The 21,395-nt window shown below is 69.1% G+C and carries 15 protein-coding genes; 3 read left to right on the plus strand and 12 right to left on the minus strand.

The window, feature by feature from the left end:
• Nucleotides 1-56 precede the first annotated feature (56 nt).
• From OG844_RS18470 to OG844_RS18485, 4 genes are all read right to left on the minus strand, one after another.
• Nucleotides 57-1,829, minus strand: a complete 1,773-nt coding sequence (locus OG844_RS18470) for a DUF4153 domain-containing protein (protein WP_406391631.1) — start codon at nt 1,827-1,829, stop codon at nt 57-59.
• A 193-nt stretch (nt 1,830-2,022) separates the two neighbouring features.
• Nucleotides 2,023-2,931, minus strand: a complete 909-nt coding sequence (locus OG844_RS18475; RefSeq protein WP_406391633.1) for an ADP-ribosylglycohydrolase family protein — start codon at nt 2,929-2,931, stop codon at nt 2,023-2,025.
• Between the two features lie 12 nt (nt 2,932-2,943).
• Complete coding sequence (locus tag OG844_RS18480) at nt 2,944-3,603, minus strand: histidine phosphatase family protein (protein ID WP_406391634.1); 660 nt, start codon at nt 3,601-3,603, stop codon at nt 2,944-2,946.
• A 93-nt stretch (nt 3,604-3,696) separates the two neighbouring features.
• Entirely contained in the window at nt 3,697-4,302 is a 606-nt protein-coding gene (locus OG844_RS18485; RefSeq protein WP_406391635.1) for a YdbC family protein, read from the minus strand.
• A gap of 201 nt (nt 4,303-4,503) precedes the next feature.
• On the opposite strand from OG844_RS18485, the gene OG844_RS18490 reads away from it, so the two are divergent.
• Nucleotides 4,504-5,040, plus strand: coding sequence for a TerD family protein (locus tag OG844_RS18490; protein ID WP_406391636.1), 537 nt, complete (start codon nt 4,504-4,506; stop codon nt 5,038-5,040).
• Nucleotides 5,041-5,391: 351 nt separating this feature from the next.
• On the opposite strand, the gene OG844_RS18495 is transcribed toward OG844_RS18490, so the two are convergent.
• From OG844_RS18495 to nrdR, 3 genes are all read right to left on the minus strand, one after another.
• Entirely contained in the window at nt 5,392-5,670 is a 279-nt protein-coding gene (locus OG844_RS18495) for a hypothetical protein (RefSeq protein ID WP_406391638.1), read from the minus strand.
• Nucleotides 5,671-6,734: 1,064 nt separating this feature from the next.
• Nucleotides 6,735-9,644, minus strand: coding sequence for a vitamin B12-dependent ribonucleotide reductase (locus tag OG844_RS18500; RefSeq protein WP_406391639.1), 2,910 nt, complete (start codon nt 9,642-9,644; stop codon nt 6,735-6,737).
• A 156-nt stretch (nt 9,645-9,800) separates the two neighbouring features.
• Entirely contained in the window at nt 9,801-10,316 is a 516-nt protein-coding gene (nrdR, locus tag OG844_RS18505) for a transcriptional regulator NrdR (protein WP_351167840.1), read from the minus strand.
• A gap of 541 nt (nt 10,317-10,857) precedes the next feature.
• Between nrdR and lexA the strand changes: the two genes are divergently transcribed.
• Nucleotides 10,858-11,655, plus strand: coding sequence for a transcriptional repressor LexA (gene lexA, locus OG844_RS18510; RefSeq protein ID WP_406391640.1), 798 nt, complete (start codon nt 10,858-10,860; stop codon nt 11,653-11,655).
• A 69-nt stretch (nt 11,656-11,724) separates the two neighbouring features.
• Here the strand turns inward: lexA and OG844_RS18515 are convergent, their stop codons facing one another.
• The 5 genes from OG844_RS18515 to OG844_RS18535 all read right to left on the minus strand — a co-directional run bounded on the left by OG844_RS18515 (nt 11,725) and on the right by OG844_RS18535 (nt 19,792).
• Nucleotides 11,725-13,692 (minus strand): ATP-dependent DNA helicase, encoded by a 1,968-nt coding sequence (locus OG844_RS18515; RefSeq protein WP_406391642.1) that lies wholly within the window; start codon nt 13,690-13,692, stop codon nt 11,725-11,727.
• A gap of 62 nt (nt 13,693-13,754) precedes the next feature.
• Nucleotides 13,755-15,611 carry an IucA/IucC family protein gene (locus OG844_RS18520; RefSeq protein ID WP_406391643.1) on the minus strand — a complete coding sequence of 619 codons (1,857 nt, stop codon included), beginning with the start codon at nt 15,609-15,611 and terminating at the stop codon, nt 13,755-13,757.
• A 60-nt stretch (nt 15,612-15,671) separates the two neighbouring features.
• Complete coding sequence (locus tag OG844_RS18525) at nt 15,672-16,400, minus strand: GNAT family N-acetyltransferase (protein ID WP_406391645.1); 729 nt, start codon at nt 16,398-16,400, stop codon at nt 15,672-15,674.
• 39 nt (nt 16,401-16,439) lie between these two features.
• The gene (locus OG844_RS18530) at nt 16,440-18,371 is read right to left on the minus strand and encodes an IucA/IucC family protein (RefSeq protein ID WP_406391646.1); all 1,932 of its coding nucleotides are present in this window, start codon (nt 18,369-18,371) and stop codon (nt 16,440-16,442) included.
• Nucleotides 18,372-18,400: 29 nt separating this feature from the next.
• Entirely contained in the window at nt 18,401-19,792 is a 1,392-nt protein-coding gene (locus tag OG844_RS18535; RefSeq protein WP_406391647.1) for a diaminobutyrate--2-oxoglutarate transaminase family protein, read from the minus strand.
• A 342-nt stretch (nt 19,793-20,134) separates the two neighbouring features.
• On the opposite strand from OG844_RS18535, the gene OG844_RS18540 reads away from it, so the two are divergent.
• Nucleotides 20,135-21,355 carry a trypsin-like serine peptidase gene (locus tag OG844_RS18540; RefSeq protein ID WP_406391648.1) on the plus strand — a complete coding sequence of 407 codons (1,221 nt, stop codon included), beginning with the start codon at nt 20,135-20,137 and terminating at the stop codon, nt 21,353-21,355.
• The last annotated feature ends 40 nt before the right edge of the window (nt 21,356-21,395 follow it).

Here is a 21,395-nt window from a genome sequence, read left to right on the forward strand (position 1 = left end):
GGACAGCACTGTGCGGGCCGCCCCTGAGGGAGACGGCCCGCACGGTGGGAGCGTCATCAGTACGGGTCGTACGAGTCCTCTTCCTCGTAGTCCCGCTCGCTGGTGTCGCTGCCCAGCCCGGCACACTCGAGGCTCCGGTTGTAGACCTCGCGCTCCTCAAAGACGTCGCGGGCCCTCGCCTCGCCCCAGCTCGACGCGTACCAAGGGGTGTCCGAGGTGACGAGGTCGCGCTGGATCCTCTCCAGTGCGCAGGACCGCAGTGGCTCCGGCAGTTCGTCCAGCGCCGGTACCGCGTCGGCCGAGAGGCTCCCGAGGTAGTCGATGTCGATGGTCTTGCCCTTGTCGTGGCGCTGGACGTTCTGCTCCGCGATCAGCCCGTCGGGTGAGAGCAGCCCGAAGGCGAGGACACCGACAGCGGCACTCACGGCGACCGCGCGCGGCAGCAGCCTGGCGCCGAACACGCCCGCCGCGAGGATGAGGACGAGCACCACACCGAGCCAGAGTTCCACCGCGGCGACGGAGATCCTCAGCCGCGTCAGGCCGAAGGCGTCCACGTAGAGGTCCATACGGCGCAGTGCCGAGGCCACGACGACGAGGGTGAGCACGCACAGGACACCGAGAACGCCCTTGACCAGGGTCCGGTCACGCGATCCGCCCCGCGGGGCCCAGCGCAGCGCGAGCGCGATGACGATGAGGGTGAGGACCGTGGCCCACAGCAGCTGCCAGAACCCCTGGCGTGCGTACTGGGCCGGGTACAGCCCGGTCTCCTCGTAGACCTTGTCGTACCCGCCGAGAAGGACCGCGAGCTGGAGTGCGATGAAGGCGGCGAAGAGGAGGTCGAGCACGATCAGCGGAAGCGCCCACTCGACCCTGCTGCGGGCCGGTCCCGGGCGGACGGTGATGCCGTCCCAGCGGACCGGGGCGGCCGCGGTGTACGCGGCGGCGAGGGCGCCGACGAGCCCGAGCACGAACAGGAAGACCCGCCACGGCGCCTCGCCGATCGACACGTCGGGCAGGAGGTTGCCCAGGAGGTCCGCGAACGCGGCATCGGCGCTGGCGAAGAGGGCCCCGAACACGACGAGCAGAACGATGGCCACCGCAGCGCTGCGTACCGCCGTGCGCACGCGGCCCCTGGAGTCGTCGGCACGGTCGCGCACGCCCCGCAGACCCCAGCGCAGACCCGCCGGGGCCGAGTTGAACAGCCCCAGCGATCCAAGCAGGACTCCCAGCCAGCTTCGGCTGCCGTGCAGCGCGAGCGAGCCCAGGGCAAGTGCCGAGACCACGGCGAGGAAGGTCGGCCATCCGGCGTCCCGGAGCGCCGGGACCACCAGGAGCGCCAGGCCTCCGATCGCCCACGTGACGGTCCACGGGCGAATCCTGCGGCCTGCCTCACGCGCCGCGAAGAATGCCGCCAGGGTCGCGGGCACGGCGACCAGCAGAAGATTCACCCCGAGGCCGTCGCCGAGCAGCAGCGCGCTGAGCAGGGCCGTGGCGAGGACCGACCAGAACGTCGCGGCCCCGATCGCGGGCGGCGAAGAGGGCCGGAGTCCGGACAGCACACCGGGGGACGGCTTCTGCGCGCGGCGCTGCCAAGGGTCGGCGGGCGGCGGCTGGAGATAGGCCGGCCGCACCGGCGGTTCCTGGCCGGAAGCCTGGCCCGGGACCGCGGCCGGTGTCTGCGCGCGCTCCCGGGGAGCCGCCTCCTGCCTGCCGGCGTCCTCGGGGGACCCCGCGTCGGCCGGCTCGGGCACGCTGCTGGACGCCTGGGCGCTCCCGGGCGGCGGTGACGCCCCGGCTCGGCTGGCTGCCTCGGACGGTTGATCGGACATGGGACCCCTCCCCCACCGGGGTCCTTCCGCACGGCCACATGGCGGCGCGCCGGCCCCAGCGTCTCATCGGCGCACGCCCTTCAAGATCAATGAGAGCGGCGTGGCCGAAAGATTAGCCCCGCCCCGGCGTCTCCGGGCCTCCGGGGGGCTGCTGTGGCAGGACCGTGACAAGTGGAAGCGGCCGGTCGGACCGTCAGACGTGCGCCCGGGTCAGCCAGTGCGGCGGCTCTTCCGTGAGGGCCAGCCAGTCGGCCGGAGGACTGCCGGCCTCGCCCGCGGCCACGATGCCGCCGACGATCGCGCAGGTGGTGTCCACGTCGCCGCCTGCTTGAGCAGTCACCCAGAAAGCCTGTTCGTAGTCGCCGAGACTGCGGGCCGCCGACCAGAGAGCGAAGGGAACCGTGTCGTGCGCACTCGTACGGCGGCCGTTGCCGAGGACAGCCGCGACCGTCCCGGCGTCCCGGTAGTCGAGCATGTCGCGTGCACGGCGCAGCCCGGCACCGACCGCACTGCGCGGTACGAGTGCGACGACACCGTCGAGCAGCCTCTCGGGCGTCGGCGGCCCGTCCGGCGACGCGACCAGCGAGGCAGCTGCCGCGACGGCCATGGCACCCACGACGGCTTCGCGGTGCTGGTGCGTGGTGTACGAGGAGATCTCGGCCTGGTGGGTCGCCTGCTCGGGGTCGTCGGCGTACCAGGCGCCGAGCGGCGCGATCCGCATGGCCGACCCGTTCCCCCAGGATCCCTGGCCCTGGAAGAGAGCCGCAGCCAGCTCGCGCCAGTCACCGCCCTCCCGGACGAGTCTGAGCAGACGGTTCACCGCCGGCCCGTAGCCCCGGTCGAAATCGTGGTGCTCGGCGAAGGAGTGGGCGAGCGCGTCCTGGTCGATGCGCTGGTGCGCGGCCAGGACGGCGAGCACCGAGCACGCCATCTCGGTGTCATCGGTCCACTGCCAGGGACCCGGCGGCAGGGCTCGCCTCTTGAGGAGCGGGTAGTTGGCCGGGACGAAGAACTGGGAGCCGAGGGCATCTCCCACGGACAGTCCACGCAGGCTGGCCAGAGCGCGTTCGAAGCGCCGGTCAAAAGCGGAGTCAACGGTCATCGCTACACCACTCTATCCGGTACGGCCGTACGGCTCGGGAGTGCGCCACCGTTCGAAGGGCCGGTCGAGCGTGTACCGGCCGTTCTCGCCGAGCAGCAACGTGCGGGTCTCGCCGTTGCCGGGATTGGACAGCGATTCGAACTCGGCGACCGACCAGTGGAACCAGCGCATGCAGAAGAGCCTCATGGTCAGTCCGTGGGTGACCAGCAGAACGTTCTTCGGGTGGTCGGGGGCCTCGAAGCTGCGGTGCAGACTCTCCAGGAACGCTCCGACCCGGTCATAGACATCGGCCCCGGACTCGCCCTGCGCGAAGCGGTAGAAGAAGTGCCCGTACGCGTCGCGGTAGGCCTTCTGCAGCCTGACGTCGTCCCGGTCCTGCCAATTGCCCCAGTCCTGCTCGCGCAGCCGTGGTTCCTCCCTGATGCGCACCTGCCGCACATCGAGACCGAACAACCGGAACGTCTCGTGGGTGCGCCGGTAGGGCGAGACGTAGACGCTGACCTTCTCGTCCCCGAACAGCTCGCGCAGCTCCGTCCCGGTCTCCCGTGCCTGACGCAGACCGGTCGCCGTGAGTCTCAGCGCGTGGTCGGGCTCACGTTCGTACACCGTGTCGTCGGCATTGCCCTCGGACTCACCGTGCCGGACGAGAACTATGCGTTGCGGTCGCGCCATGTACCGACCCTAAGTGCCCTCCGGCGGGACTGAGCAGTCGTACCGGCTCCATCCGGCGCGTATGTGACCGAGGGAACGCCGGTCGCGAGGCGGTCACACCGTCCAGGACGCCTCGAGCTGGACCACGTCCCCGGTGAGCGCCTCGACGTCCGTCTCCGTCTGTGCCAGTGCGGACAGCCGCGCGAGGCTCTCCGGCCGGTACTTGCCGCGTTCGGCGCTCGACTGCCACATGGACAGCACCAGGAATTCGCGCCCCGGCGCTTCTCCGAAGACCCCGCGGAGCATGCCGGGGGAACCGGCCATCGCCGGGTTCCACACCTGCTTCTGCGTGAGGGCGAAGTGCTCGACGCGATCCTCGTACACCCGGCTGTGCGCCACTCTCAGCACGTCCGCATCGGTGAAGAGCGGCTCGAAGCCGGTCTTCACGTCGAACCGGCACTCGAAGAGCTTGACCTGCATGTCCGTGTACATCCCGGACTGGGAAGCGGCCAGCCGGTCGTGCTCCCGGGCCATGAACGCGTCGTAGAAGACCCGGTTCTCCCAGAATGCGAACACATGGGCGACATCGGGCTTCCCCCGGCTCCACCCACCGCTCTGCCCCCTGAACCCCGGCTCACCGAGCAGCCCCACCCACTTTCGCTGCCCCCGTTCGAAACCGCGACGGTCCACCACGGTGCAGCGATTCCACTTGACCAGCACCGGCCCATCGTACGGCGCCGGAGGTGGCGCGGGTCACGCTCCGGGCGGTCGTCCGGCCGTCCGGCAGCGGCACCGGACATCCTCGGCCAGGCGTTGGCCCGAAACCGCCGTACCGACCCAACGCGGTTGGATCCACGGACGGTTACGGACATCATCGGGGTGGAAGAGGTCCGCCGGCCCAGCAGCAAGGAGGGAAGTCCGATGAGCACTCCCAACAAGGACATCGAGAAGGTCGAAGTGAGGGTCAAATGGGACCCGAGTGAGACCGGCGAGCCCGCCAACGACCTCGACATCATCGCGGCCACGTACGAGTCGGAAGCGCCGTACGGCAGCCCGGCGTACCTCGTGCACTTCGACAGCCGCTCCCCGGACGGCACCATCACCCTGAACCGGGACAGCCGGACAGGCCAGGGTTTCGGCTTCGACGAGGTCATGACCCTCGAGCTGGACCGGCTCGCGGACGTGTACACCAGGGTCGTCGTGGGAGTGGCCATCCAGCAGCGCGACGGGCGTAAGACCTTCGGCCAGATAGAGCACACGGCCGTGCAGATCCGCGAGGGCTACACCAATCTGGATGAGGACGATTTCTCGGGAGTCTCCGCGGCCACCGCTGCGGTCGTCGCGGAATTCACCCGGAGCGCTTCGGGCTCCTGGGGGTTCCACGCGGCCGTTCGCGGATTCGACGGTGACCCTGATTCGTTCGCCGCGGTGATGGGAAACCGCCTCCCCGGGAGCTGAGAGCGACAGGCGCCTTCCTTGCCGGGAAGGTCACCGGCTACTGACAGCCCGCTTCCGCCCCGCCGCCGATCCGTCGGCCTCCCGCTCCCCATGCGGCACGACTCCATTCGGTACGACTTCATACGGTACGACCCGATCGACGCGTACCGCTCCTGCACCCCCGGCGATCCCCGGCAAGGGAAAGCCGTCCTCCTCCACCACGAGCGCTCCCGCCCCCGCGGGCCGACGGAGCCGACGCGCGAGACCTGACACGCAGGAGGGGAGGGGCACCGGCTCAGCAGCCGTCGCCCCTCCCCTTTCACGCTTCAGTCAGCCGATGTACTGGCAGAGACCACTTGTTCCTGGCGTGCGCTATTCCTCGGAATCCGGCTCGCGGTCGGGGAACGCACGCAGCCTCAACTGGGGCGCTCGGTGATCGGCGAGCCATCGCATCCGGTTGTCGTCCTCTGCGAGTCCGGCGCGTGCGGCCTGGGTCCACTCTCCTCGGTCGAGAACCTCGAGGTAAGCCACCCGGAGCGCTTGCTGCTGAGCCGCGGTACATCCCGCGGCCTCGGACGGCTCTGTAGTGAGGTGCTGGGTGAGCACCGCGATCGTGAAGTAACGCTCGATGGTCGGGTCGAGCAAACCCACGTGGCGAGCGTGGGCTTCCAGAACCACTGCCGCGTGGGGGTAGTGAGCGAGAGTAGGTCCCATCCCTCCGCAGGCGCTCATCTGATGAAGTAGTCGACCGACGTGGTCGACCATCTCACTGTCGGAATCGAGGCCGGCAAGCGCCTCGTGGAGTCGGGTGACTGCAGCGACATTGCCGGCGAAGTATCCATTCAGGAAGTCGCCGTCGCAGGCTCTGCGAAGCAGCCAAGGTCGGGCAGCCGGGTCGTCGAGTCTGCAGAGAGCTTCGACGACATAGACGCGTCCCCAACCGGTGACGCGCTCGGCCAGCCAGAGCAGGGCCTCGACTCCCCCCGTCTGCCCCTCGAACGCGTGAGCGGCCAGTGGCCCGAAGTGGTCCCGTCTGCCCCTCGAACGCGTGAGCGGCCAGTGGCCCGAAGTGGTCGGAGAGCAGCCCGATCGTTTGAATCAGCGGGATGTCGTCGACTGTTCCGACGGCAGCCAGCAGGGCGAGCCCGACGGTGACCGCGCATCGATCGGTCCCGTATCGGACCAACCAGCGGCCCGTTCGGCGAACACTTCCTCCGGCCGCCCGCTCAGCCGCGGTGGCGATGTGCTCGTTGCGGTGAAACGGGACGTGGACGTCGTGGAAGGCATCCGCCAATTCGCTGGGCAGGGCAGAGGCCCTCGCGAAATGCCTGTCCAGGATGAGGGCGACGTCCTTGCCGACCGAGTGCCGGTCCTCAGGCGCCTGCGGGCCTCGTCGACAACGGTGCGACTCGTCGTCGGGATACGAGCGGCTCCCCTGGAGCCAACTGATGCAGCTGGAGTGCGTGGTCGAACAGTGATGTCGGTGATCCGGGCAGTCCTGTCCCGGTCGTCTCGCTCATCGGCGGACGGAGGACTCGTTTCTCTTGATCATGAGCAGGAGCCTGCCACGACAGCCGTCGCCGCGACAAGCCCTCGACGCGGCGGCACGTTGCATCAACCGCAACAGCCAGGCGTCACACGCATCAGGGCGGTGGAGCCGCGATACCGGCTCCACCGCCCTGACCAGCTACTTCACGCCCTTAAGGCGCTCGGTGTCAGCTGCAACCGCTGGTCGAGCCGCAGCCCTCGCAGATGTAGCAGGATCCGGCGCGCTGCATCTTCGTCCCGCAGGAGAAGCACAGCGGAGCGTCGGCGCTGATGCCGAGCTGCATCTCGACCAACTCGGCCGAGGTGTGTGCCGTCCTGGGAGCCGGCGTCTCGGCAACGCTCTTCTTGGGCGACGCCACCGCCTTCAGCGGCTCCACCTGAACGGGGGCGGACTGGGCCAGGCTCTCGACATCCAGCTGGTCGTCCCCGAAGGAGGGCTCGTACGAACCTGTGTCGAGGTGACGCTGGCGCTCCTCGGCCGAGTGGATGCCGAGTGCCGAACGCGTTTCGAAGGGCAGGAAGTCGAGCGCCAGGCGACGGAAGATGTAATCGACGATCGACTGCGCCATCCGCACGTCCGGGTCGTCCGTCATACCGGCCGGCTCGAAGCGCATGTTGGTGAACTTGGAGACGTAGGTCTCCAGCGGCACGCCGTACTGCAGACCGACCGAGACCGCGATCGAGAAGGCGTCCATCATGCCCGCGAGGGTCGAACCCTGCTTGGACATCTTCAGGAAGACCTCACCGAGACCGTCGTCCGGGTAGGAGTTGGCGGTCATGTAGCCCTCGGCGCCGCCCACCGTGAAGGAGGTGGTGATGCCGGGACGGCCCTTGGGCAGACGCTTGCGGACCGGGCGGTACTCGACGACCTTCTCGACCGCGGTACGGATGGTGTCCTCGGCCTTGGCGGTGACCGCGGCCTTCTCCTTCTCCTTGGTCTTCGCGGAGAGGGGCTGACCGACCTTGCAGTTGTCGCGGTAGATCGCGAGCGCCTTGACGCCCATCTTCCACGCCTCGAAGTAGACCTCTTCGACGTCCTCGACGGTGGCCGTCTCCGGCAGGTTCACCGTCTTGGACAGCGCGCCGGAGATCCACGGCTGGATCGCCGCCATCATCCGTACGTGGCCCATGGCCGAGATGGAACGCTCGCCCATCGCGCAGTCGAAGACGCTGTAGTGCTCGGGCTTCAGACCCGGGGCGTCGATGACGTTGCCGTTCTCGGCGATGTGGGCGACGACCGCCTCGATCTGCTCCGGCTGGTAGCCGAGTCGGCGCAGGGCCTGCGGCACCGTGCCGTTGACGATCTGCATCGAGCCGCCGCCGACGAGCTTCTTGAACTTGACCAGGGCGAGGTCGGGCTCCAGACCGGTGGTGTCGCAGGACATCGCGAGACCGATGGTGCCGGTGGGGGCGATGACCGAGGCCTGCGCGTTACGGAAGCCGTTCTTGGCGCCGATGCGGATCACGTCCTGCCAGGCCTCCGTCGCGGCGGCCCAGATCGGCGAGTCCAGATCGTCCACGTGGACGGCCTTGCCGTTGGCGTCGGAGTGCTGCTTCATTACGCGCTGGTGCGGCTCGGCGTTGCGGGCGTAGCCGTCGTACGGGCCGACGACCGCGGCCAGCTCGGCGGAGCGCCGGTAGGAGGTGCCCGTCATCAGCGACGTGATCGCACCGGCGAGCGCACGGCCGCCGTCGCTGTCGTACGCGTGACCGGTCGCCATCAGGAGGGCGCCGAGGTTGGCGTAGCCGATGCCCAGCTGACGGTAGGCGCGGGTGTTCTCGCCGATCTTCTGGGTCGGGAAGTCCGCGAAGCAGATCGAGATGTCCATCGCGGTGATGACCAGCTCGACGACCTTGGCGAAGCGCTCGACCTCGAAGGACTGGTTGCCCTCGCCATCGTCCTTGAGGAACTTCATCAGGTTCAGCGAGGCCAGGTTGCACGAGGTGTTGTCCAGGTGCATGTACTCGCTGCAGGGGTTCGAGCCGTTGATCCGGCCGGACTCCGGGCAGGTGTGCCACTGGTTGATGGTGTCGTCGTACTGGATGCCCGGGTCGGCGCAGGCCCAGGCCGCCTCGGCCATCTTGCGGAAGAGGGACTTGGCCTCGACCTCTTCGATGACGTCACCGGTCATACGGGCGCGGAGGCCGAACTTCCCGCCGGACTCGACGGCCTTCATGAACTCGTCGTTCACGCGGACCGAGTTGTTGGCGTTCTGGTACTGGACGGACGTGATGTCGTCGCCGCCCAGGTCCATGTCGAAGCCCGCGTCACGCAGGGCGCGGATCTTCTCCTCCTCCTTGACCTTGGTCTCGATGAAGTTCTCGATGTCGGGGTGGTCGACGTCGAGAATGACCATCTTGGCCGCGCGGCGGGTCGCACCACCGGACTTGATCGTTCCGGCGGACGCGTCGGCGCCCCGCATGAACGAGACAGGACCGGAAGCGTTGCCGCCGGAGGAGAGGAGCTCCTTGGAGGAGCGGATGCGGGAGAGGTTCAGGCCGGCTCCCGAGCCGCCCTTGAAGATCATTCCCTCTTCCTTGTACCAGTCGAGGATCGACTCCATGGAGTCGTCGACGGCCAGGATGAAGCAGGCCGAGACCTGCTGCGGCTGAGGGGTGCCGACGTTGAACCAGACCGGCGAGTTGAAGCTGAAGATCTGGTGCAGGAGGGCGTACGCCAGCTCGTGCTCGAAGATCTCCGCGTCGGCGGGCGAGGCGAAGTAGTCGTAGTCCTCGCCGGCCTTCCGGTACGTCTTCACGATCCGGTCGATCAGCTGTCGCAGACCGGTCTCGCGCTGAGGCGTGCCGACGGCCCCCCGGAAGTACTTGCTGGTGACGATGTTGACCGCGTTCACCGACCAGAAGTCGGGGAACTCGACGCCACGCTGCTCGAAGTTGATCGAGCCGTCGCGCCAGTTGGTCATGACGACGTCACGGCGCTCCCACGCGACCTCGTCGTACGGATGCACGCCGGGAGAGGTGTGGATGCGCTCGATGCGCAGACCCTGCTTGGTCGCAGTCGACTTGGCTCCCTTGGTGCGGGAACCTCGTGCCGGGCCGCTCGCCGTCTCTGTCATGCCGCCTCCCATATGTGGGCAAAAACGCCCTGAAGTGCCCAGTTCTTCCCAGGGCACAGTCTGTGTCTGATACTCCGGACGCCGCGTGGGGCGCCGGGAGCAGGTCTGGTGCCGCCCGCCGCCGACCTCGTCGTTCCTGTCGGTCGGCGGCCGAGATCAATCTGCGGCGATCGCGGCGGGTGCGGGGACCTCGAGGATCTCGCCGCTCCCGCATTTCCCCCCGGGAGGCCGTTGTTCGCGGAGCTCCGCGATGGCGGCCTCGAAGTCTTCGAGCGAATTGAACGCCCGGTACACGGACGCGAAGCGCAGGTACGCGACGAGGTCGAGTTCCTGCAGGGGGCCGAGTATGGCCAGGCCCACGTCGTGCGTGGTCAGCTCGGCACTGCCGGTCGCCCGCACCGCCTCCTCGACCCGCTGGCCGAGCTTGGCGAGGGCGTCCTCAGTGACGGGCCGCCCCTGGCATGCCTTGCGGACGCCCGAGATGACCTTGGTGCGGCTGAAGGGCTCGGTCACGCCGCTGCGCTTCACCACCATCAGCGAGCAGGTCTCCACCGTCGTGAAACGGCGGGAGCAGTCGGGGCACTGACGACGCCGTCGGATCGACGTTCCGTCGTCCGTGGTGCGACTGTCGACGACCCGGCTGTCGGGGTGCCTGCAGAAGGGGCAGTGCATGGCTCCCAACCCTCCTTCACAGCACGACTGAATGGCCTGCTCAGGTCCGTCACGGACCTTCGAGGCAGCCACAAGCATAGGCGATGGACTCGGCCCCGAACGACCGGGACCACAAGTTCTGGGTGGCTGAGGCAATCCAACCACTAGATCTAGGGTTTGGCTTCACTTTCGCCCCGGCTCGTGTCGCACCTGACGGGCGCCCCGGGCGCAGCCTACGACCCGGCACGAGGGTACGGGAAACGCACCAGTGCCCGGATCCGGGGCCGCCGGGTGGCAGACTGGCGCGGGACTCCTGGACGCGCTTCGAAGCACCCCCTCACGGGCCCGGAGGGCGCCCCCTTGCGGGCCCCCGGGCACCGCCGGCGGACCCGTGGACGCTAGCGTGACCGACCGGGTTCCCTCGCCCGAAAGCCCGCTCATACACCTCACCACAAGGCTGCGGCAGGCCTTTATTTGTTTTTCACTCGAACGTGTGTTTGGCGCAACCTTTCGAAAGCTACTACCGTTGTCCAACTAGGGAGACCATTCGAGAGGGGCCGACGTGACCACCACCGCAGACAGTGCCACCATCACTGCCCAGGACCACCGCTCCCAGAGCCGACTTGAGCCGGTGCATGCGATGAATGACTCAGGCACAAACACGGAGGGGTCGGAGCCCACGCGCCCAGCGCGCTCGTTGCCCGGCCGACCTCCAGGAATCCGGGCGGACAGCTCGGGGCTCACGGACCGGCAGCGGCGGGTGATCGAGGTCATCCGTGACTCCGTACAGCGCCGAGGGTATCCCCCGTCGATGCGGGAGATCGGTCAGGCGGTGGGGCTGTCCAGCACGTCGTCCGTCGCTCATCAGCTGATGGCCCTGGAGCGCAAGGGCTTCCTGCGCCGAGATCCTCATCGCCCCCGGGCGTACGAGGTCCGGGGTTCGGACCAGCCCAGCACCCAGACGACGGACACCACGGGGAAGCCCGCGGCTTCGTACGTCCCGCTGGTCGGCCGGATCGCGGCCGGCGGGCCGATCCTCGCCGAGGAGTCCGTCGAGGACGTCTTCCCGCTCCCCCGCCAGCTCGTCGGTGACGGCGAGCTCTTCGTGCTGAAGGTCGTCGGTGACTCGATGATCGAGGCGGCGATCATGGACGGTGACTGGGTCACCGTCCGGCGGCAGCCCGTCGCGGAGAACGGGGACATCGTGGCGGCCATGCTGGACGGCGAGGCGACGGTCAAGCGTTTCAAGCGCGAGGACGGCCATGTCTGGCTGCTCCCGCACAACTCCGCGTACCAGCCGATTCCGGGTGACGAGGCGACCATTCTCGGCAAGGTCGTGGCGGTGCTGCGGCGGGTGTGAATCCGCCGGTTCGAACCGGGCCCCGGGATCCTCTGCGCCGATCCCGGGGCCCTGCCATGTCCGCTTCCGCTACGGAGCAGGCTTGGCCGCCGCGTCGATGGCGGCGAGCGAGCGCCGCGCCTGGTTCCGGTCCGTGGTGTACCAGAAGTCGGGCATCGAAGCCCGAAGGTAGCTGCCGTAGCGGGCGTTGGCCAGGCGTGGGTCAAGTACGGCAACGACGCCCTTGTCACCCGTCGCACGGACGAGCCGGCCTGCCCCCTGCGCCATCAGCAGGGCGGCGTGCGTGGCCGCGACCGCCATGAAGCCGTTGCCACCGGCCTCCTCGACCGCCTTCTGTCGCGCGCTCATCAGCGGGTCGTCGGGCCGGGGAAACGGGATCCGGTCCATGACGACGAGCTGGCAGCTCGAGCCGGGCACGTCGACGCCCTGCCACAGCGACAGCGTTCCGAAGAGGCAGGTATCCGGGTCCGCGGCGAAATTCTTGATCAGCTCGCCGAGTGTCTCCTCGCCCTGCAGCAGGATCGGCCGGTCCTGCCGACCGCGCAGCTCCTCGGCGGCGGCCTGAGCCGCCCGCATGGACGAGAACAGCCCCAGGGTCCTGCCTCCCGCCGCCTCCACCAGATCAGCGAGCTCGTCCAGCATGTCGGTGCGTGAGCCTTCACGCCCCGGGGCCCCCAGGTGCCGGGCGACATACAGAATGCCCTGCTTCGGGTAGTCGAACGGCGATCCGACGTCCAGCCCCTTCCACTGCGGGACGTCCTCGCCCGCGGTGCCCTCGGGTGCGAGGCCCAGCGATGCCCCCACCCCGTTGAAATCCCCGCCGAGCTTGAGCGTCGCGGACGTCAGGACCACGGACCGGTCGGTGAAGAGCTTCTCGCGCAGAAGCCCCGACACCGAGAGCGGGGCGACGCGCACGGACGCCCCGAAGCGGTCATGGCGCTCGTACCAGACCACGTCGTACTCGGAACCCTGCGTGATGCGCTCCGCGACGCTGTGGACCGACTCGACCGACGCCATGGCCTGCTTTCGGACGGCGTCCTCGTCCTGGACGGACTTGTCCCGGGTGGAGCCCAGGGCCGAGATCACGGTGCGCGCGGCGTCACGCAGCGCCATCAGGGCGTAGCCGAGGTCCTCGGGAACCTCCTCCAGGCGTCCCGGCAGGGCCAGCTCCATCACCCGCTCGAAGCCCTCCGAAGCGGTCTGCAGCGCGTCGGCGGCCTTCTCGTTGACCAGCTTGGCCGCACGGCGCACCGCACGGTTCACCTGGCCCGCAGTGAGCTCGCCCGTGGCCACACCGGTGACCCGCGACACCAGCTCGTGGGCCTCGTCGACGATCAGCACCTCGTGCTTCGGCAGCACCGGCGCGCCCTCGATCGCGTCGATGGCGAGCAGGGCGTGGTTCGTGACGACGACATCGGCGAGCTTGGCGCGCTCCCGCGCCATCTCCGCGAAGCACTCCGCGCCGTACGCGCACTTCGTCGCACCGAGGCATTCCCGCGAGGACACCGAGATCTGTGCCCAGGCCCGGTCCGAGACGCCCGGCGTGAGGTCGTCCCGGTCGCCGGTCTCCGTCTCGTCCGACCAGTCACGCATGCGCAGCAGGTCCTGGCCCAGCTTGCTCGACGGGGCAGCGGCCTCGAACTGGTCGAAGAGTCCCTCCTCCTCTTCCTGCGGCACCCCCTCGTGCAGACGGTGCAGACACAGATAGTTCGACCGGCCCTTGAGCATCGCGAACTGCGGGCGGCGGCGGAGCAGCGGCTGCAGCGCGTCGACCGTCCGCGGGAGATCCCGCTCCACCAACTGGCGCTGGAGGGCGAGGGTCGCCGTGGCCACCACGACCCGCTCCCCGTGGGCCAGCGCGGGCACCAGGTACCCGAGGGACTTGCCCGTGCCCGTACCGGCCTGGACGAGGAGGTGGGCATTGTCGTCGACCGCATCGGCAACGGCCGAGGCCATGGTGGCCTGGCCGGGCCGTTCCGTACCGCCGACAGCGGTGACGGCGGCGTGCAGGAGCTCGGGGAGAGATGGCTTCGTCATAGCCCGACCACCCTACGGCTCACCACTGACACCGGCGTTCACTCCTGGACTCACTCCCGGCCTCACACGGAAAGGTGGAGAGGGTTGGGAACCGAACCGTGGACGGCCGCGTGCGGGCGCTCCGGCCTGTCGCGGTAGCCGTCCAGATGCAGACGGTTGCGGTTGAGGCAGAGCCGCTCGATCCTCGGCGCCAGCATGTCGAACATCTCGAACCGCTCCTTGAGCTCGGGAAACCGGGCATGGTGGCGGAGGATCTCGGCCCGGACGAGTGACCAGAATTCACTCTCCGGTACATTCAGCTGTTCCTCGCAGAGCGGGGACAGATAGCGGAAGACGCCGACGAAGAGCCCCGAGTGGATGAACTGGGTGAGGAAGGACGCGTCCTCGGTCAGCAGGATGCTGCGGACCTCCTGGGGCATCGGGTCCTGCTCCGGGAGCGGCTGGGTGCTGACGTTCACATCGTCGACGAAGTCCTTGATCGCGAGACGTACCGGCACGTCCTTCTCGTCGAAGACGACGATGGCGTTCTCGCCGTGCGGGGAGAACACCGTGCCGTAGCGGTACAGGAAGTGCAGCAGTGGAGGCAGCAGCGCGGCGAAGAGCCTTGTCAGCCAGGCGGCCGGGGTCAGCCCCGAGCGGGCTACCAACTCGGCGGTGAAGGCACGGCCTGCCGGGTCCGTGTGCAGCAAAGAGGCGAGCGTGCGTGCACGCTCGCCCGGTGCCAGCCTCGGTTGCAGGGGTTCTCGCCAGATCGCGCCGAGAATCTCCTTGAACTGATAGGGCGCCTCGGGAAGGTGGTCGTAGAGGGGGTGCTCGACCGTCACCGACGCGACCTCTCCGAGCAGGATGACTCCGCAGGTGTCGCGCAGGAAGGGGTCGCTGTCGCACAGGCCCTGGACCCAGGCGGTGACCGCCGGCGCGGCGAGCGTGCGCTCGGTCGGCAGACCTCGCCAGACGAGTGTGTTGAGGATCGACAGCGGCAGCTTGACCGAGTGCCGGTCGGGCCGTCCGACGTTGGTGAAGGTACGGATGGACTGCTGCGGCAGCCGCAGGTCGTCGTCGGCGTGCAGGGGCACGATCGCACCGTCGGCGATCGCCGGCGCGAAGAGTGGCACGACCCACTCGTCCCACTGCCACGGGTGCACCGGAAGGAACAGGTAGTCCTGGGGGTCGAGACCGCGGGCGCGCAGAACGGCGGCGAAGGAGGCCCGGACGGCCGGATCCAGTTCCTGGGCGTAGAGATGTCCGGGGGTTTCGAGGGCCTTCACGCCCCGATAGCCCGCGATACGCGTGCTGACCGCGATCCACGGCAGCCTGGTGGCGGACCGGGCTTCGGGGGTGAAGCGTGCCGCGTCGGCGGCGGAGAATCCGAGACGCCCCTTGTTGGCCACGAGCCAGGGATGGCCGGTCTGGTGTCCTTCCAGCTCGGCGTACGGGAGCTCGGCCAGCTGGGACGCGCCGAGTGCGGTGTGACCGAGCCGGGCATCGGCCGCGAGCGTGGTGGTGAGCTCGCGAATGAGGTGGCCGAGCGTTGCGCCGTCGAGCCCGAGCAGGTGGCGGGCGCGGGCGAGGAACTGCAGCGGGTCACGGAACGGCGTGCCGCGGTCGTTCCCTGCGTGGGCCGCCGGGGAGTCCTCCTGCGGGAGCTCGCGGATCGAGTCCGGGTCGACGCGCCAGCTGCCGTAGACGCCGCGCCGCGCGCGGAAGTGCAGTGCTCCACCGTCGTCCAGCGGCAGGGCGTAGCTGCCGCTGTTCCCCGGCCGCGCCGTGGGCTCGATGACTTCCTCGTAGGCGAACTCACTGATCATCTTCGCCAGCAGCCGCACTGCGGCCCGGTCCCAGAGCGCCCGGTTCAGTTCTGGTGCGTCGAGCAGCGTGTGAGGCTCCGCTGAGTTGTGGCTCGCAGGGTATGTCTGCACGGGGACTCCTCGGGTGGGAACCGATGGGGTTCGAGCGGTGTATGTAAAGCAGCGAGTTGTTCACAGCTGTGCACGGTGGGCTCGGTCGCGAACCATCAGGGCGGCTCGCTTGTCAGGTAGTTCCACCTCGGCGGAGAAGCGGAAACCAGCGCTCAGGAAGGCGGAGACGGAAGGGGTGTTGCGCAGATCGGGCTCTGCGACGACGCGTGCGCACAGAGGACGGTTGTCGAGTACGAGGTCGGAGACGGCGCGGAGCAGTGTGGTGCCGATGCCCCGGCCGCGGTTGTCCACACCACCGATGAGGAGGTGGATGCCTGTGTCATGGGGCCGGGCAGGGTAGTGACGGGCCAGCGGGTCCAGGTCCGCGCGGTAGATCTCCCAGTAGCTCATGGGCCTGCCGTCCAGCACTCCGAGGCAGGGGACGCTGCGGCCGTCTCCGTCGAGCTGGCGACGGATGTGACCGACAGTGATCGATTCCGGTCCTGCGAGTTCCCAGAAGGCGGCGACCGCCGGGTCGTTCATCCAGCGGCTGATCATCGCGAGATCGCGAGCCTGATGAACGGGAACCAGCTGGAACACACCGGCGGGGGTGGTGACCGGGTGCCATGCGGCAGGGCTGCCGAGCAGATCGGAGGCGTCGGGGGGCCGGACGGCTGCTACCGGTTGTTCGTCGCCGAGCAGTGCGAGGAGCTCTTCGGTCAGCCGCAGGTCCAGGGTGTCCTCGACACTCGTGGCACCCGGTGGGGCGGCACCTGTTCCGGCATCGGCGTGCGCATCGGCGGGAGGCACCGTGACGCTCTCCTCTCGTGGTTCAGACGGTCCTGCCTGTCAGGCGCGGAGGGGGTTGGCGATGGTGACGTAGACGGACTGGGTGTCGACGGGACCGACGAGTTCGTCGAGACCGTGCAGTCGGGTCAGCAGATTTGCCTTGCAGCGGAGTTGGGAGGTCCCGAGCAGATACGAGGGCAGTGGCGACCCCAGTGGCACAGCAGCCTCCAGGAAGCGGCGGAAGGCGGCGAGGAGCAGTTGTTCCTCGGCGAGCCGCTGGGCCCCGAAGGCTCCGATGAGTCCGAACACGTTGTTGATACCGAGGTAGTACGCGAGGCGCTCATCGGTCACGGCGTCGGAGACGAACGTGTCACTGACCGCGCCGATACCGGGGAGCCGGTGCTCGAGTGCGGCGCGGTGGGACTCACGGAAGTAGTAGCCCTGGTTGTCGCGGTACCTGCCGCCGACCGGCCAGCCGTCCGGGTCGATGAGGACGAGAGTGTTCTGCTGGTGGGCTTCCAGGGCGACACCGGCGGTGGCGTCGAACCAGAGAACGGGGAGGACGACACGGTCGAGATAGCGCAGGAACCACTCGGCACAGACGGCTCCGGGCGTCCTTCCGGTACGGACGACGAGGCGGGACACGATCTCCGCAAGTCGTGAGTGCATGCCCGCACGGCCCGGCCAGGGGCGCGGTGCGGTGAGTCCGGCGATGCAGACTGCGTCGTCGGCCGGGCCGAACGGATTGTGGCGGAGCATCACATCCAGTCCCTGGACGGGGCTGCCGTCCGGGGTGTCGACGGCGAGCCAGGCAGGGTCCCTGACGATGTCGAAGCCCGGGTGGGCCTTCCGCCACTGGTCCCCCAGTCCGGTGCTGAGCAGCCGGTGGACCTCTGCCCCGCGGTGGAGTTCCTTGCGGAGATTCTCCCGACGGGAGTTGGTGATGCGTACGCCCAGGGAGAGCTTCAGCATGATCCCGGCACCTGGGCGGTGCACGGTGCGTACGGAGGAGGTGGGGTGCCACTCCTCTCCGTACGGGCCGAGGTCGTGCAACAGCCCCTTGTCGCACAGTGCGGCGACTTCGGGGCGACGCTTGAGCTCCGCAGCCTGCCAGGGATGGAGGGGGAGCGCCGTGGTCCCGCTGGGGAGGCGCAGCCCTTCGGAGTGGGGTGCCAGGAGTTCCGCCGCGGACACCGGGCGCTCCCCTTGGTTCCAGGACGAGCCGGTGGCCAGCACGGACCGGTCCACAGCCATCCAGTGGAGAGGGAAGGAGCCGCGCAACTCGGGTGAGTAGAGGCGGGTTTCGGAATCAGAGAGGCCTTCACGGCTCTTCGGCGTGGGGTGCAGCGGATGACCGAGGAGGAGTGACTGTTCCGCCGTGAGGAAGAGGTCGGCCCCGGGGGGAGCTGCCGGTTCGCGACGCCGGTCCGCGATGAAGTCGGCCGTGCGCCTTACCGAGTCGGCCACTCGGGCGACCATGTCCAGGCCGGCGTTCCTGCAGGTCTCGCGTCCCATGAGTGCGGCGACGGTGACGGCATCGGTGCTCGCGGCTCCGGGCGCGTTCTCCAGGGTGGGCGCGCCGAAACGGTGCCACCCCGTCGCGGACCAGTGGATGACGGGGGCGAGGAGTGCCGTACCACTGGCGGGCAGGGGGACGCGCAGGGTGCCGCCCTTCGGCTGGGGCAGGTCGTTCTCCCTGACCCAGCAGCGCAGCAGATTCTCCGTGCCCGCAGCGTCCGCGGCCTGGAGTGGGTCGGGGTGCCCGAGGGGGTCGAGCAGACCGGACGCATCGGGCCGGGCCGCGGCGTCGAGGAGATCTTCCGGGAGCGTGCCTGCGGGGTTTCCGGCCGGAGTGCGCCGGGTTCCGTGTGGCCCGACCTTCTGCCGCGGCACACTCGTCGATTCGAAGGCGAGAGGGCCGTCCGGCAGGTTCTGTCCTCGCTGCTGGCTGGTGAGAGGGCCGTCGGCCTCGGGCGCAGGGGTGGGGTTCACGGCGGTCTTCCTTGGTGAGGGATCCGGGATCAGCGGGTCGGCCCGGCGGCGGCCCGACGGTACGGCGAGCGCTCTGCGGCCCTCAGCGCGTCGGCGAGGCGGTCGACCACGGCCGTCGCCTGTTCGTCGGTGAGGGTGAGCGGAGGAAGGAGTCGGACCACGGCATCATGGCGCCCACCGAGTTCGACGATGAGGCCCCGGTGCAGGCATTCCTGCTGGACCGCGGCGGCGAGAGCCGGGTCCGGCGGCGGGGGCGAACCGCTTTCCGCGGTGCGGGCGAGCGGTGCGGCTTCGGGGTCGACGAGCTCGATCCCGATCATCAGCCCACGGCCGCGGACGTCACCGATGCTGGGGTGATCCGCGCTCAGCGCCCGGAGGCTGGCGAGCATGCGCGCCCCGAGTGTCGCGGCCCGCTCGGCGAGCCCGTTCTCCCGTACGTGGGCGAGGGTGGCGGCGCCTGCGGCCATGGCGAGCTGGTTGCCCCGGAAGGTACCCGCGTGGGCGCCCGGCTGCCAGACGTCGAGTTCGGAGCGGTAGACGATCACGGCGAGCGGCAGCGAGCCTCCGATGGCCTTGGACAGCACCATCACGTCGGGCACGATGCCGCTGTGCTCGACCGCCCAGAAGGTCCCGGTCCTGCCGACACCGGTCTGTACCTCGTCCGCGATGAGCGGGATGGATCGGGACGTGGTGATCTCCCGCATCCGGCGCAGCCAGCCGTCGGGAGCCGGATTCACTCCGCCCTCTCCCTGGACGGGTTCCAGGATCATTCCGGCGGGAGCGGGAACCCCTCCCTTGGGATCGTCCAGGAGGCTCTCGGTCCAGCGAGCGGCGATGTCCGCGCCCCGTTCCCCTCCCTCTCCGAAGGGGCAGCGGTAGTCCTGCGGGAAGGGCAGCCGCGTCACCCGTACGTCCGGGGCTCCGCCCGACGCTGCCAGAGCTCCGGCCGTCATCCCGTGGTAAGCGCCGGTGAAGGCGAGGAGTTCGCTGCGTCCGGTCGCGGCGCGCACGAGCTTGAACGCCGCCTCCACGGCGTCCGTTCCCGCGGGGCCGCAGAACTGGATCCGCGCGTCGTCGGCGAACTGCCGGGGCAGGGTGGCGAACAGCTCGGTGGTGAAGGCGTCCTTGACCGGTGTGGCGAGGTCGAGCACGTGCAGGGGTGCTCCGGAGTCGATGACCCGTCTGATGGCCTCGAGCACCACGGGGTGGTTGTGCCCGAGAGCCAGGGTGCCCGCTCCGGACAGACAGTCGAGATAGCGCCGCCCGTCGGCACCTTCGATGGTCATGCCCCTCGCCCGCACCGGCACGATCGGCAGAGATCGCGCGTACGTACGGGCCGCCGATTCACGCAGTGCCTGACGTCGCAGAATCCCCTCGTGCGCAGCGGGCGGTGCCACCGGAGCTGGTTCGGTCACGGCCACGGCTGGTCGTCCTCCTGCTGTAACAGTTGCGTTGCACGTCAGTACGGTGCCCCGGGAACGGACGACATCGGTGAACGCTGTCCGGGGGTCCCCCGTACGTACCAACGACGCCGGACGCCGGGGATCACGGGTAAATCGGAAGATCCTTGCGGAGACGGAACCGTGGCCCTGCCGCATACCGTCCCCAACGGCACCGGCATAGTGGGGGCCGCACTCAGGACGGGCTGCCGCTCCGACGCCCTCGGTGCGCGCGCCGCCCTACCACCAGGCAATTGCCGCGTGCACCCAGCAGTCCGCAGTGCTGTACCGGAGTAAGTGACGAAGTCCCAGGGGGATCACCGCATGCAACCCATCCGCCAGATCGATACCGCACGCCGCGGGAGGAGCGCACGCCGCATCTCCCCCGTGTTCGCCGCAGCCGTCCTCGCCGCTGTTCTGACGCTCACCACGACCGCCTGCGGCCCGGAGGAGGACGCCGCGAGCAGTGAGCCGAGCGCCGCCGCCGAGCAACCGTCCGACGGCAAGGTCACCATCCCTGACGATCTGAAGGACCGGCTCAAGGAGCACGGGATCGACATCGAACAGTGGAGGGACGGCGAGTGGAAGAACTGGGACAAGGACAAGTGGCTGCGTGAGGCCAAGGACTACGTCAACCCGATCATCGAGGACCTCTGGGACCCCGACCGGATGCGGGAAGCCGACAAGTCCCCCGAGAAGCCTGTCGACAACGACATCTCGGGCGACGAAGGCGTGACGGATCCGACCCCCGCTCCGGTCCGGGCCGCGGACGTGAAGACTCCGTACCACGGCAACGCGCCCGAGTCAGGGAAGCTCCTCTTCGACGGGCCGGAGGGCTCGATGGTCTGCTCGGCGACCGTGGTGAAGGACCCGGCCCACCCCGGCAAGTCCAACATGGTGTGGACCGCGGGGCACTGCGTGCACGCGGGCAAGAACGGTGGCTGGTACCGCAACATCGCCTTCGTCCCGTCGTACAACGACAGCGGTCTGTCGGTGGCCGAGCTGCAGGACGCGACCAAGGAGGAGATCGCTCCGTACGGCGTGTGGTGGGGCCAGTGGGCACAGACCTCCGAGCAGTGGATCGCCCAGGGCGCCTCGACGGGCGGACAGGGTGCTCCGTACGACTTCGCGGTCCTGCAGGTCACGCCCGAGAAGGGTGCGACGGGCAAGTCCCTGGAGGAGACCGTCGGTTCGGCGCTGCCGGTCGACTTCAACGCCCCGGCCGTCCCGCAGATCGACACCATGACGGCCACCGGCTATCCGGCGGCGCCGCCGTTCGACGGCCAGAAGGCGCTGCAGTGCTCCGACAAGCCGGGCCGCCTCTCCATCGTCAAGGACGATCCGACGATGTACCGCATCGGGTGCACGATGACCGGTGGTTCCTCCGGCGGTGGCTGGGTCGCGGCCGGCCAGGACGGTAAGCCCGCCCTGGTCTCGAACACCTCCATCGGCCCGGTCACGGCGGGCTGGCTTGCCGGGCCGCGCCTCGGTTCGGAGGCCCAGGGCATCTACACGGCGGTCAGCAAGAAGTACGCGGGCCAGTAGGTCCGGTCGCGGCCGCTCCGTCTCGCACGAGCGGCAACAC

This window comes from Streptomyces sp. NBC_00887 (genome assembly GCF_045207585.1).

Excerpts from the sequence above, each read along its gene's own strand:
- OG844_RS18470 (WP_406391631.1), bottom strand. The coding sequence starts at position 1,829 with ATGTCCGATCAACCGTCCGAGGCAGCCAGCCGAGCCGGGGCGTCACCG.
- OG844_RS18475 (WP_406391633.1), bottom strand. The coding sequence starts at position 2,931 with ATGACCGTTGACTCCGCTTTTGACCGGCGCTTCGAACGCGCTCTGGCC.
- OG844_RS18480 (WP_406391634.1), bottom strand. The coding sequence starts at position 3,603 with ATGGCGCGACCGCAACGCATAGTTCTCGTCCGGCACGGTGAGTCCGAG.
- OG844_RS18490 (WP_406391636.1), top strand. The coding sequence starts at position 4,504 with ATGAGCACTCCCAACAAGGACATCGAGAAGGTCGAAGTGAGGGTCAAA.
- OG844_RS18500 (WP_406391639.1), bottom strand. The coding sequence starts at position 9,644 with ATGACAGAGACGGCGAGCGGCCCGGCACGAGGTTCCCGCACCAAGGGA.
- nrdR (WP_351167840.1), bottom strand. The coding sequence starts at position 10,316 with ATGCACTGCCCCTTCTGCAGGCACCCCGACAGCCGGGTCGTCGACAGT.
- OG844_RS18515 (WP_406391642.1), bottom strand. The coding sequence starts at position 13,692 with ATGACGAAGCCATCTCTCCCCGAGCTCCTGCACGCCGCCGTCACCGCT.
- OG844_RS18540 (WP_406391648.1), top strand. The coding sequence starts at position 20,135 with ATGCAACCCATCCGCCAGATCGATACCGCACGCCGCGGGAGGAGCGCA.